This window comes from Agrococcus sp. SGAir0287 (assembly GCF_005484985.1).
Lineage (GTDB): Bacteria > Actinomycetota > Actinomycetes > Actinomycetales > Microbacteriaceae > Agrococcus.
On sequence record NZ_CP027942.1, the window covers coordinates 1,250,816 to 1,263,486 of the forward strand.

The following is a 12,671-nucleotide window of genomic DNA, read 5'->3' on the forward strand; positions in this document are numbered from 1 at the left end:
GTGGGCATGGCCGAGTACGTGTATTCGATGGTGCGCGCCCGCAAGACGGTGGGCGACAAGGTGATCCTCGACGACGTGACCACGGCGATCCTGCCGGGCGCGAAGATCGGCGTCGTGGGTCCCAACGGCGCCGGCAAGTCGACGATCCTCAAGATCATCGCCGGGCTGGACCAGCCGTCGAACGGCGAGGCGCGGCTCTCGCCGGGCTACTCCGTCGGCATCCTCATGCAGGAGCCGGAGCTCGACGAGTCGAAGACCGTGCTCGAGAACGTCCAGGAGGCGTTCGGCACCATGCGCGGCAAGATCGACCGGTTCAACGAGATCTCCGCCGAGATGGCGAACCCCGACGCCGACTTCGACGCGCTCATGGCCGAGATGGGCACGCTGCAGGAGGAGATCGACGCGGCCGACGCGTGGGATCTCGACTCGCAGCTCGAGCAGGCGATGGACGCGCTGCGCTGCCCGCCGGGCGACTGGTCGATCGAGAACCTCTCGGGCGGCGAGCGCCGTCGCGTCGCGCTGTGCAAGCTGCTGCTCGAGAAGCCCGACCTGCTGCTGCTCGACGAGCCGACGAACCACCTCGACGCCGAGAGCGTGCAGTGGCTCGAGCAGCACCTGGCCAAGTACCCGGGCGCCGTCATGGCCGTCACGCACGACCGGTACTTCCTCGACCACGTCGCGACGTGGATCTGCGAGGTCGACCGCGGCCGCCTCTACCCCTACGAGGGCAACTACTCGACGTACCTCGAGAAGAAGCGCGAGCGCCTCCAGGTGCAGGGCAAGAAGGACGCCAAGCTGCAGAAGCGCCTGTCGGAGGAGCTCGAGTGGGTGCGCTCGAACGCCAAGGGTCGTCAGGTGAAGTCGAAGGCCCGCCTCGCCCGCTACGAGGAGATGGCGGCGGAGGCCGAGCGCACGCGCAAGCTCGACTTCGAGGAGATCCAGATCCCCGCGGGACCGCGCCTGGGCTCGGTCGTGCTCGAGGCGAAGGACCTGCAGAAGGGCTTCGAGGACCGCGTGCTCATCGACGGCCTCTCGTTCACGCTGCCGCGCAACGGCATCGTCGGCGTCATCGGCCCGAACGGCGTCGGCAAGTCGACGCTCTTCAAGACGATCGTCGGCCTCGAGCCGCTCGACGGCGGCGACCTGAAGATCGGCGAGACGGTGAAGATCTCGTACGTCGACCAGGGCCGCACGAACCTCGACCCCGAGAAGACGCTCTGGGAGGTCGTGTCGGACGGCCTGGACTACATCCAGGTCGGCGCGACCGAGATCCCCAGCCGCGCCTACGTGTCGCGCTTCGGCTTCAAGGGACCGGACCAGCAGAAGAAGGCCGGCGTGCTCTCCGGCGGCGAGCGCAACCGCCTGAACCTCGCGTTGACCCTCAAGCAGGGCGGCAACCTGCTGCTGCTCGACGAGCCGACGAACGACCTCGACGTCGAGACGCTCGGCAGCCTCGAGAACGCGCTGCTCGAGTTCCCCGGCTGCGCCGTCGTCGTCACCCACGACCGGTGGTTCCTCGACCGCACCGCGACGCACATCCTGGCGTACGAGGGCACCGACGAGGATCCGTCGAACTGGTACTGGTTCGAGGGCAACTACGAGGCGTACGAGGAGAACAAGATCGAGCGCCTCGGTCCCGACGCCGCGAAGCCGCATCGCTCGACGTACCGCAAGCTCACGCGCGACTGACATGGTCGAGCCCGCGGGTGCGCGCATGCGCGTCGCCGTGCCGATGCGCTGGCGCGACCAGGACGCGTTCCAGCACGTCAACAACTCGACGATGCTCACGATCCTCGAGGAGGCGCGCGTGCGCGCGTTCTTCCGCACGGGCGACGAGGATGCGCCAGCGACCGCCATCCTCGACCCGGGGCTCGACGCCGGCACGCTGACACTCATCGCGAGCCACCACGTCGAGTACCTCGCGCCCGTGCCGTACCGGCGGGCACCGCTCGAGGTCGACATGTGGTTCTCGCGCATCGGCGGCTCGAGCGTCGAGCTCTGCTACGAGGTGAGCGACGAGCCCGGCGGGCGCGTCGCGGTGCGTGCCGCATCGACGTTCGTCATGGTCGACGTCGACTCGGGCAGGCCGCGCAGGCTCACCGACGACGAGCGCGCCGCGTGGGAGCCCTTCGTCGGCGAGCCGCTGACGTTCCGGCGCTGACCGCGAGCGGGGCCCGGCCGCCGGTCGCTACGCTGACGAGCACCGACGGAAGGACCAGCGATGACCTCCACTGCCGAGCACACGGCGCAGGCGACGACGATCGAGCCGATCCCGCATTGGATCGGCGGCGAGCGCCGCACGGCGACGGGAGGCCGCACGGCCCCCGTCTTCGACCCCGCGCTCGGCCGGCAGATCCGCGAGGTCCCGCTCGCCACCGCCGAGGAGCTCGGCGAGGCGGTCGCGATCGCGAAGGCCGCCGCTGCGGGCTGGCGCGACACGTCCGTCGCGAAGCGGCAGCAGGTCATGTTCGCGTTCCGCGAGCTCGTCGCGGCGCGCAGGCAGGAGCTCGCCGAGGTCATCACGAGCGAGCACGGCAAGGTGATCTCGGATGCGCTCGGCGAGGTCGCGCGCGGCCTCGAGGTCGTCGAGCTCGCCACGGCGTTCCCGCTGCTGACGAAGGGCGAGTTCACCGAGAACGTGTCGACCGGCGTCGACGTGTACTCGCTGCGCCAGCCGCTCGGCGTCGTCGGCATCATCTCGCCCTTCAACTTCCCCGCGATGGTGCCGCTGTGGTTCGCGCCGATCGCGATCGCGGCGGGCAACGCCGTCGTGCTCAAGCCGAGCGAGAAGGATCCGTCGGCGTCCATCCTCATCGCCGAGCTCTACCGCGAGGCGGGCCTGCCCGACGGCGTCTTCAACGTCGTCCACGGCGACAAGGAGGCCGTCGACGCGCTGCTCACGCATCCCGACGTCGCCGCCATCTCGTTCGTCGGGTCGACGCCGATCGCCCAGTACGTCTACGAGACGGCATCGCGCGAGGGCAAGCGCGTCCAGGCGCTCGGCGGCGCGAAGAACCACATGCTCGTGCTGCCCGACGCCGACCTCGACCTCACGGCCGACGCCGCGGTGAACGCCGGCTTCGGCTCGGCGGGCGAGCGCTGCATGGCGATCTCCGTCGTCGTCGCGGTCGAGTCGATCGCCGACGAGCTCGTGGAGCGCATCGCGGCGAAGATGGCAGGCATCCGCACGGGCGACGGCCGCCGGTCGTGCGACATGGGTCCGCTCATCACGCAGGTGCATCGCGACAAGGTCGCCGGCTACCTCGACGTCGCGACGGCGGACGGCGCGACGCTCGTCGTCGACGGGCGCGATGCGGAGTTCGACGGCGAGCCGGACGGGTTCTGGCTCGGTCCGACGCTCGTCGACCACGTCGACCCGTCGTCGGCCGTGTACCGCGACGAGATCTTCGGGCCCGTGCTCTCCGTGGTCCGCGTCGCCAGCTACGAGGAGGGCATGGCGCTCATCGCGGCGAACCCGTATGGCAACGGCACCGCGATCTTCACGAACGACGGCGGCGCCGCGCGCCGCTTCCAGCACGAGGTCGAGGTCGGCATGGTCGGCGTCAACGTGCCGATCCCCGTGCCCGTCGGCTACTTCTCGTTCGGCGGCTGGAAGTCGTCGATCTTCGGCCAGGGCAAGGCCTATGGCCCCCACGGCTACCAGTTCTTCACGCGCGAGAAGGTCGTGACGAGCCGCTGGCTCGACCCGAGCCACGGCGGCCTCAACCTCGGCTTCCCGCAGAACTGACGCCGGCCCTCGCCCGCGCGCGCCGCGTCAGCGCTCGCGGGCGAGGATCGCCCAGATCTCCGTCGAGCCGAGCTCTCCGGTCGCGCCGTTGACGCCGTCCTCGAGCAGCACGGCCTCGCGGCGCATCCCCAGCCGCTCGGCGATGCGCGCCGAGGCCTGGTTCTCGTGGTCGAGCACGGCGGTCACGCGGTGCGCGCCGATCGCGAGAGCGAGGTCGAGCGCGGCCCGCCCGGCCTCGAGGGCGTAGCCGCGTCCGCGGTGCTCGGGTGCGAGGATCCAGCCGATCTCCGCCTGGCGGGCGGCGGCATCCGTCAGCTTCACGACGGTCTCGCCGACGAGCGCGCCGGCGTGCTCGATGGCGATGCCGTATGCGTCGCCGTCCTTCGCGAGCACGGGCGCCTCGGACACGCGCGCCGCCAGCTGCTGCTCGGTGAGCGGCGGACGCCACAGGTAGCGCACGGTGGCCGGATCCGACTGGTAGGCGCGGAACGCGTCGAGGTCGTGCGGCGCGAACGCGCGCAGCACGAGCCGGTCGGTGCGCAGCGGCAGCGCGGCGTCGAGGATCGCGGTCGCGGCGGCGGGGTCGATGGGCGCGACGGGCACGCTCAGCCCTCGCTGGGCAGGCGCACCATGCCCTCCTGCGCGACCGTCGCGACGTGCCGGCCGTCGCGATCGTGGATGCGTGCGAGCGTGAGGCCGCGACCGCCGCCGGTCGACGAGACCTCGAAGGTCATGAGCAGCCAGTCGTCGACGCGCGCCGGTCGGTGCCACCACACGGCGTGGTCGAGGCTCGCGACCTTGATGTCGCGCGACGCCCATGCGTAGCCGTGCAGGCGCAGCACGGGCTCGAGGATCGCGTAGTCGGAGAGGTAGGCGAGGGCGGCGCGATGGCTGGCGTCGTCGTCGCCGACGGGGCCGATCGCCTTGATCCACACGTGCTGCACGCCCGTGCGCGGCCTATCGCGGTCGTGCAGGTACACGGGCCCTTCGACGTGCCGCAGGTCGAACGGCCGACCGCGCGACCAGTGCTGCGCGACGGGGTGGTCGATGCCGCCGAGCAGCTCGGCCGCCGACGGCAGCGACTCGGGGTCGGGCATGCCCTCGGGCATCGGCGTGGACGACTCCGCGCCACCGTCGTCGTGCTGGAACGACGCGATCATCGACAGGATCGGCACGCCGCCCTGGTACGCCTGCGTGCGACGCGTCGCGAACGAGCGGCCGTCGTGGATGCGGTCGACCGAGAACGTGATGCGCTGCGAGACGTCGCCGGGGCGCAGGAAGTACCCGTGCACCGAGTGGATGCGGCGATCGTCGTCGACGGTGCGCTGCGCGGCGACGACCGCCTGCGCCATGACCTGCCCGCCGTAGACGCGGCCGAGGGGCATCCAGTGGCTCGGCCCCGTGAAGATGTCCTCGCTCGTGCGCGCGCCGGTGTCGACGAGGTCGAGGGTGTCGCGCAGCAGCGCCATGGGGTCGGACGGCGGCGGCGGGGGCAGGTCGGGCGCGGCGGTCACGGCTGCCAGCCTAGCCAGCGCCGGCGTGGTCGTCGGACGCTCGCGCCGTACGCTGGAGGCATGCCCTCCCTGCTCGCGGTCGACGATCGCGCCCGCGCCGACGTGCGCACGCTGCTCGGGCGCGCCGGACGGTTCGGCGAGTCGAGCGTGCGGCTCACGGCGCACGGCGACGTCGTGCTCGTGACGGTGCCGCTCACGGTCTCGAGCGGCCTGCTCGACGCCGGCCCGACGATCCTCGGGATGCGTGCCGTGCGCATGCGGGCCGCAGCCGACTTCGACGCGGTCGTGCCCGCCGACGCCGTCATGGACGCGCTCGGCGAGGGCGCCGACCTCGACGTCCCCGCGGCCGAGACGCTGCCCGCCTGGGCGTCGGTGTCCGCACCGCGCACGGGCTGGCAGCCGCTCGGCGAGGTCTCGGCCGACGACGTGCGGCTCGGGTCGAGCGCCGCGGCCGCGCGCGTCGAGCGCGAGCTGCCCGCGAGTCCGGGCGACGCGGTCGTGCGCCGTGTGCGCCGGGCCTTGTGGAGCCAGGGGCTCGAGGGGCATCCGCTCACGCTCGGCCATTGCGCCGCGCTCGAGGGCCTCGGCTTCCTCGGTGCCGACCCCGTGTCCGTGACGGGCGTGGGTGCCTGGACGCGCGCGTCGACGCGCCTCGGCGACGTGCTCGTGCGCTGACGGCGCCGACGAGCCGTCAGCGCACGATCGCGCGGCCCGCGCGCAGCCCCGAGTGCAGGCAGCCCCCGAGGAACGTGCCCTCGAGCGAGCGGTAGCCGTGCACGCCGCCGCCGCCGAAGCCGGCCGCCTCGCCGACGGCGTAGAGGCCCGGGATCGGGCCGGTCGTGCCGTCCGGACGCGTGCCGAGCACGCGCGCGTCGAGGTCGGTGAGGATGCCGCCGAGCGACTTCCGCGTGAGGGTGCGCAGGCGGAACGCAACGAGCGGCGCGTGCGCGGCATCCGTGATGCGGTGCGGGGGAGCGGTGCGCACGAGGCGCTCGCCGACGAGCTCGCGTGCCGCGTTAATCGCGGCGATCTGCGGATCGGTGCCCGGTGCGTCGATGCCGCGGTCGCGCTGCTCGACCGCGCGGCGCACGCGTGTCGCATCCAGGCCCGGCTCGAGCGCGCGCATGCCATCGAGCAGCGCGTCGAGCGTCGGGGCGACGACGACGTCCTCGCCGTGGTGCAGGAACCCCTGCACGCCGACCGAGCCGTGCCGGATGCGGTCGAGCACGAGCCGGAGGCTGCGGTCGGTGAAGTCGGGGTTCTGCTCTGAGCCCGACAGCGCGATCTCCTTCCGCAGGATCGTCGAGGTGAGCACGAACCACGAGTGCTCGTGGCCGCCGCGACGCAGGTGCTCGAGCGTCCCGAGCGTGTCGAAGCCGGGGTAGAGGGGCGCTGGCAGCCGGTCGCCGACGCTGTCGACCCACAGGCTCGAGGGGCCGGGGAGGATGCGGATGCCGTGGTGCGGCCACACGGGATCCCAGTTCTGCAGGCCCTCGGTGTAGTGCCACATGCGATCGCGGTGCACGACGTGCGCGCCCGCGGCCTCGGCGACGTCGAGGCCGCGACCGTCGACGTGCGCGGGCACGCCGACGAGCGGGGCGGTCGGCATGGCGCCGAGCCGCTCGGGCCAGTCGCGCGCGACGGCCTCGAGCGCACCGCCCGTGCCGCCGGTGGCGACGACGACGTGGTCGGCCGTGAGCACGAAGTCGCCGACGACGTCGCGATTCGACGACTCGCCGCGTACGGCCACGTCGGACGCGAGCACCGCGCCGCGCGCGCCCGTCACGCGCCCGTCCTCGACGACGAGCGCGTCCACGCGGTGGCGCATGCGGATCGTCACGAGCCCCGCTGCGACGCCGTCGCGCGCGGCGCGCGTGAACGGGGCGACGACGCCGGGGCCGGAGCCCCACACGATGTGGAAGCGCGGCACCGAGTTGCCACGCGTGCCGTCGCCGCGCTCCGCGTGGCCGACGACGGGGAAGAACCGAACGCCCAGGTCGTGCAGCCATCCGCGCGCCTCGCCCGCCGCGAACTCGACGAACGCGTCCGCCCACTGCCTGCCCCACTCGTCGCCCGCGTCGTCGAAGCCCGCCGTGCGGAACCAGTCGTCGCGAGCGAGCTCGAGCGAGTCGCGGATGCCGAGACGGCGCTGCTCGGGCGAGTCGACGAGGAAGACGCCGCCGAACGACCACCACGCCTGTCCGCCGAACGAGGCTGCGGGCTCCTGGTCGACGATCGTCACGGTGCGCCCGGCGCGCACCGCCTCCCGTGCGGCGACGAGGCCGGCGAGGCCGGCCCCGATGACGAGCACGTCGCTGTGCGTGGTGGGCACGTCGGCCTCCTAGAGGGTCGTCGGCGGGTCGGTGCGGAACGCGGGATTGCGATTCACCATCGCGTGCGCGGCGCGGTCGAGGTAGTCGAGCAGCTCCTCGCGCAGCAGCGGCGGTGGATCGGCGACGTCGACGGCGGCGCGCATGTGGTGCAGCCACCGATCGCGCGCCTCCGGGTCGATCGGGAACGGCGCGTGCCGCATGCGCAGCCGCGGATGCCCGCGCTGCTCGGAGTAGGTGCCGGGGCCGCCCCAGTACTGCTCGAGGAAGCCCGTGAGCCGTTCCTTCGCGCCGGCGTAGTCGTCCTGCGGATACATGGGTCGCAGCACGTCGTCCGTCCAGACGCCGGCATAGAACGCGTCGACGAGGCGCTCGAAGAACGCTCGGCCGCCGACCTGCTCGTAGAACGTCACGTCAGTCCTGCCTCGGCACCTCGGCCGTGCGCGGCGGGCGTGCGCCCGAGACGCTCGCGGCACCCTCCATGCCCTCGAGCACGACCTGCGCGAGGGAGGGGAGGGGGATGCCGGCGGCGCGCAGGTCGCGCGCGAGCCTCGCGCGCAGCTCGCGGGCGACGTCGTCGCGCGACTGCGTGCGCACCTTCATCGTGACGCGCACGACGATGACGTCGTCCGACACCGACTCGATGCCCCACAGCTCGGGCTCGCCGATGACGCGCGTCGCCCACTTCGGCTCCGCGGCGAGCGCGCGCGCCGTCGCGAGGATGCGCTCCTGCGCGCCGTCGACGTCCGCCTCGTACGGGATCCCGAGGTCGACGACGACGCGCGCCCAGCCCTGCGACATGTTGCCGACGCGGTTCACCTCGCCGTTGCGCACGTACCAGAGCGTGCCGTTGACGTCGCGCACCTGCGTCACGCGGATGCCCACCTGCTCGACGACGCCCGTCGCCATGCCGAGGTCGACGATGTCGCCGATGCCCAGCTGGTCCTCGAGCACCATGAGCAGCCCCGTCAGCACGTCCTTCACCACGTTCTGCGCACCGATGCCGAGCGCGGCGGCGAAGAGGCCCGCCGCGGTGATGAGCGCGGATCCGGAGATGCCCACGAGCGAGAGCACGGTGATGAGCGTCACGATGACGATGAGCCAGGCCGCGACGGTGCGCAGCACGCCGCCCATCGCCTTCGTGCGCTGCACGATGCGCACGTGGTAGAGCGGCGAGCGCTGCAGAGCCTCGGTGTCGGCGACCGACGCCTTGCGCTTGGCACCCGAGACGATGTTCTGCACGACGCGGTCGATGATCGTGCGCACGATCCACCACACGATCGGCGCGAGCAGCAGCACGGCTGCGATCGCGATGATCGGCCCCCAGAACGGCAACGCCGCGTTGAGGGCTCCGAGGAGCGTCCCGCTGGTGTCCGGCATCAGCGCTGCCGGTCTCGCTCCTGCACGCGCAGCGCGCGCTCCACGCCCGCGAGCTGCTCCTGCACCAGGCGGCGCAGCGCCGGCACCTCCGGGTGCTCGTCGAGCCAGCGGCGCGTCGCAGCCGCGAGCTCCTCGCTCGCGACGACGGCCGGGTAGAGGCCCACGATGAGGCCCTCGGCGATCTGGTACGTGCGCGACTCCCAGATCGGCACGAGCGCCGCGTGGTAGCGGTCGATCAGGGTGGCGAGGTCGGCGGGGTCGTTCACGTGCTGCAGGCCCATGCCCGTGTAGCGCACGATGAGGTTCGAGGCGCCCGCGGCGTCGGCGACCGACGCGAACGCGCGCTCCTTCGCCTCGGCCGTCGGGATCGTCGCCCGAGCGCGCGCGGCGAACTGGCGGCCGGTCGCCGTGTCGTCCGTCGCGAGCAGCGCGTCGATCTCCGCGTCGCCTGCGGCGCCGTTCAGCACGACGCCGTCGAGGATCTGCCAGCGCAGGTCGGCATCGACCTCGAGGCCCTTGAGCGTCTCGGAGCCGTCGAGCAGACCCTGCAGCGTCGCGACGTGGCTCGCCGAGGAGGCGAGGCCCGCGAAGGCCTGCACGAGCTGCAGCTGCAGGTCGGAGCCTGCCTTCGCGTGCCTCGCGAGCTCCCACAGCCGGTCGCCGGTCGTCTCGATCAGCCCGGCACGACGCTCGGGCGCGACGAAGGTGCGCACGGTCTGCGCGAGCTGCGCGAGCGCGAGGCGCACGGTCGTCGACTCGGTCTCGGCGCCGACGTTCGCGAGCACGAGCTCGACGTAGTCGCTCGCGGGCGTCTCGCCGTCGCGCGTCGCATCCCACGCCGCTCCCCACACGAGCGCGCGGGCGAGCGGGTCCTCGATGCGCGACAGCCCTGCGAGCGCGACCGAGGTCGACCGCTCGTCGAGGCGGATCTTCGCGTACGCGAGGTCGTCGTCGTTGAGGAGCACGAGGTCGGGGCGCTGGTGGCCGACGAGCTGCGGCACCGGCGTCGAGGCCCCGTCGATGTCGAGCTCGACGCGGTGGATGCGCTGCAGGCGGCCCTTGCGCTCGGCGTAGAAGCCGACGGCGATGCGGTGCGGGCGCAGCGTCGGGTGCTCGGCCGTGGCCGTCTGCTCGATCGAGAACGCGGTGATGATGCCGTCCTGCGTCGTGGCGAGCTCGGGACGCAGGGTGTTCACGCCGGCGGTCTCGAGCCACTGCGACGCCCACCCGGCGAGCTCGCGCCCGCTCGCGGCCTCGAGCTCGACGAGCAGGTCGGAGAGCTCCGTGTTGCCGTAGGCGTGCTTCCGGAAGTACTCGGCGAGGCCGCGCATGAAGGCCTCGAGGCCCACCCAGGCGACGAGCTGCTTCAGCACCGAGCCGCCCTTGGCGTACGTGATGCCGTCGAAGTTGACCTGCACGTCCTCGAGGTCGCGGATCTCGGCGACGATGGGATGCGTCGAGGGCAGCTGGTCCTGCCGGTACGCCCAGGTCTTCTCCATCGCCTGGAACGTCGTCCACGCGTGGCGCCACTCGGTGGCCTCGGCCGTCGCGAGCGTCGACGCCCACTCGGCGAACGACTCGTTGAGCCACAGGTCGTTCCACCAGCGCATCGTGACGAGGTCGCCGAACCACATGTGCGCGAGCTCGTGCAGGATCGTCACGACGCGGCGCTCGCGGATGGCGTCGGTCACCTTCGAGCGGAAGACGTACGCCTCGGTGAACGTCACGCATCCCGCGTTCTCCATCGCGCCGGCGTTGAACTCGGGCACGAAGAGCTGGTCGTACTTGTCGAACGGGTAGGGCGTCTGGAAGTGCTCCTCGTAGAACGCGAAGCCCGCCTTCGTCGTCGCGAAGATCGCGTCGGCGTCCATGTGCTCCGCGAGCGAGGCGCGGCAGAAGATGCCCAGCGGGATCTCCTCGCCGGAGGCGCTCGTCAGCGCGTCGCGCGTCACCCAGTAGGGGCCGGCGACGATCGCGGTGATGTACGACGAGATGCGCGGCGTCGCGCCGAAGCGCCACGTGCCGACCTCGCCCTCGACGGTCGGCTCGGGCGTGGGCTGGTTCGAGACGACCTGCCAGCGCGCGGGCGCCGTGATCGTGAAGGCGAACGTCGCCTTGAGGTCGGGCTGCTCGAACACGGCGAACACGCGCCGCGAGTCGGGCACCTCGAACTGCGAGTAGAGGTAGACCTCGCCGTCGACGGGGTCGACGAAGCGGTGGAGGCCCTCGCCGGTGTTGACGTACAGCGCGTCGGAGACGACGGTGAGCTCGTTCTCGACCTGCAGGCCGGGCAGAGCGATGCGCGGCCCGTCGACGACCTCGGCGACGTCGAGCGCGACGCCGTTGAGCGTCACGGCGTGCACCTCGCGCGCGATGTGGTCGATGAAGGTCGACGCACCGGCCTGGTGCGCGGAGAAGCGCACGGTCGTCGTCGAGCGGAACACCTCGTCGCCTGTCGTGAGGTCGAGCGCCACGTCGTACGACTGGACGTCGATGAGCGCGGCGCGCTCCTGGGCCTCCTGGCGGGTGAGGTTCTCTGCGGGCACGCTGGCTCCTTCGCGATGCTTCGTGGGCGTGCGCTCCAGCGTAGTCGCGCGGCTACGCTGGCATCGTGACTCAGGTACGCATGTGGTTCGACCCCACGTGCCCGTGGGCGTGGATGGCGTCGCGGTGGCTCGGCGAGGTGGCCGGCACGCGCGGATTCGACGTCGACTGGCGCGTCATGTCCCTCGCGATCCTCAACGAGGGCCGCGACCTGCCGGAGGAGTACGCGAAGCGCATGCCACGCTCGCTGCGCCTCACCCGGCTCGTCATCGCCGCCCGCGAGACGGCGGGGGAGCAGGCCGTGAAGCCGCTCTACGACGCGCTCGGCTCGCGCATCCACCCCGGCGAGCGACGCGACTTCGACGCCATCGTCGCCGAGGCGCTCGCCGAGGTCGGCCTCGACGCCGCGCTCGCGGACGAGACCGACGCGTACGACGCGCAGCTGCGGGCGAGCCACCAGGAGGCCATCGACCTCGTCGGCGACGACGTCGGCACGCCCGTCGTCGCGGTCGACGACGTCGCCTTCTTCGGCCCCGTCGTGAGCCCCGCGCCGACGGGCGACGAGGCGCTGCGCCTCTTCGACGGCGTCGTCGCCGCGGCGAGCGTGCCCGGCTTCTTCGAGCTCAAGCGCTCGCGCACCGTGGGGCCGCTGCTCCACGAGGGCGCGCAGTGAGGATCCACGTCGCGACCGACCACGCCGGCTTCGAGTACTCGAAGACGCTCGTCGCGCACCTCGAGGCCGCGGGCCACGAGGTCGTCGACCACGGCCCGACGGCCTTCGACGCCGAGGACGACTACCCCGCCTTCTGCATCGCGGCCGCCCGTGCCGTCGTCGTCGACCAGCGCGCGGGCGTCGAGGCCCTCGGGGTCGTCTTCGGCGGCTCGGGCAACGGCGAGCAGATCGCCGCGAACAAGGTCGAGGGCGTGCGGGCCGCGCTCGTGTGGAGCGTCGCGACGGCAGAGCTCGCGCGCGAGCACAACGACGCGAACGTCATCGCGATCGGCGCGAGGCAGCACGACGAGGCCGAGATGCTCGCGCTCATCGATCGCTTCCTCGCGACGCCGTTCTCGGGCGTCGAGCGCCATGCGCGCCGCATCGCGCAGCTCGCCGAGTACGAGACGACGGGCCGCATCGCGGGCCTGCTCGACTGACGG

The 12,671-nt window shown here is 72.4% G+C and carries 12 protein-coding genes; 6 read left to right on the forward strand and 6 right to left on the reverse strand.

All coding sequences use genetic code 11. The annotated features are described in order from the left end of the window. Positions 1-6: 6 nt before the first annotated feature. The 3 genes from ettA to C1N71_RS05930 are packed head-to-tail and all read left to right on the forward strand — an operon-like array spanning position 7 to position 3,748. Positions 7-1,689: an energy-dependent translational throttle protein EttA gene (ettA, locus tag C1N71_RS05920; protein WP_137755561.1), complete on the forward strand. Its 1,683-nt coding sequence runs from the start codon at positions 7-9 to the stop codon at positions 1,687-1,689. Position 1,690: 1 nt separating this feature from the next. Further along, entirely contained in the window at positions 1,691-2,161 is a 471-nt protein-coding gene (locus tag C1N71_RS05925) for an acyl-CoA thioesterase (protein WP_137755562.1), read from the forward strand. Positions 2,162-2,221: 60 nt separating this feature from the next. After that, positions 2,222-3,748, forward strand: coding sequence for a CoA-acylating methylmalonate-semialdehyde dehydrogenase (locus C1N71_RS05930; protein ID WP_137755563.1), 1,527 nt, complete (start codon positions 2,222-2,224; stop codon positions 3,746-3,748). 27 nt (positions 3,749-3,775) lie between these two features. Here the strand turns inward: C1N71_RS05930 and C1N71_RS05935 are convergent, their stop codons facing one another. Further along, complete coding sequence (locus C1N71_RS05935) at positions 3,776-4,351, reverse strand: GNAT family N-acetyltransferase (RefSeq protein WP_217496040.1); 576 nt, start codon at positions 4,349-4,351, stop codon at positions 3,776-3,778. Positions 4,352-4,353: 2 nt separating this feature from the next. Beyond that, complete coding sequence (locus C1N71_RS05940) at positions 4,354-5,217, reverse strand: acyl-CoA thioesterase (protein ID WP_137757219.1); 864 nt, start codon at positions 5,215-5,217, stop codon at positions 4,354-4,356. Positions 5,218-5,322: 105 nt separating this feature from the next. On the opposite strand from C1N71_RS05940, the gene C1N71_RS05945 reads away from it, so the two are divergent. Next, the gene (locus C1N71_RS05945) at positions 5,323-5,937 is read left to right on the forward strand and encodes a hypothetical protein (RefSeq protein WP_137755564.1); all 615 of its coding nucleotides are present in this window, start codon (positions 5,323-5,325) and stop codon (positions 5,935-5,937) included. A gap of 16 nt (positions 5,938-5,953) precedes the next feature. Here the strand turns inward: C1N71_RS05945 and C1N71_RS05950 are convergent, their stop codons facing one another. From C1N71_RS05950 to pepN, 4 genes are read right to left on the reverse strand one after another with little or no spacing between them, the layout of a single operon-like run. Beyond that, complete coding sequence (locus tag C1N71_RS05950) at positions 5,954-7,594, reverse strand: FAD-binding dehydrogenase (protein WP_137755565.1); 1,641 nt, start codon at positions 7,592-7,594, stop codon at positions 5,954-5,956. A gap of 9 nt (positions 7,595-7,603) precedes the next feature. Then, a complete protein-coding gene (locus tag C1N71_RS05955) occupies positions 7,604-8,005 on the reverse strand; it encodes a globin (protein ID WP_217496041.1) in 402 nt (133 codons plus the stop codon). Position 8,006: 1 nt separating this feature from the next. Then, positions 8,007-8,972 carry a mechanosensitive ion channel family protein gene (locus C1N71_RS05960; protein WP_137755567.1) on the reverse strand — a complete coding sequence of 322 codons (966 nt, stop codon included), beginning with the start codon at positions 8,970-8,972 and terminating at the stop codon, positions 8,007-8,009. After that, positions 8,972-11,518: an aminopeptidase N gene (pepN, locus tag C1N71_RS05965; protein WP_137755568.1), complete on the reverse strand. Its 2,547-nt coding sequence runs from the start codon at positions 11,516-11,518 to the stop codon at positions 8,972-8,974. Before pepN ends, C1N71_RS05960 begins: the two co-directional genes overlap by 1 nt. An 80-nt stretch (positions 11,519-11,598) precedes the next feature. On the opposite strand from pepN, the gene C1N71_RS05970 reads away from it, so the two are divergent. Together C1N71_RS05970 and C1N71_RS05975 are read left to right on the forward strand one after the other, a co-directional pair. Further along, positions 11,599-12,189 carry a mycothiol-dependent nitroreductase Rv2466c family protein gene (locus C1N71_RS05970; RefSeq protein WP_137757220.1) on the forward strand — a complete coding sequence of 197 codons (591 nt, stop codon included), beginning with the start codon at positions 11,599-11,601 and terminating at the stop codon, positions 12,187-12,189. Next, positions 12,186-12,668, forward strand: a complete 483-nt coding sequence (locus C1N71_RS05975; protein ID WP_137755569.1) for a ribose-5-phosphate isomerase — start codon at positions 12,186-12,188, stop codon at positions 12,666-12,668. Before C1N71_RS05970 ends, C1N71_RS05975 begins: the two co-directional genes overlap by 4 nt. Positions 12,669-12,671: the final 3 nt, after the last annotated feature.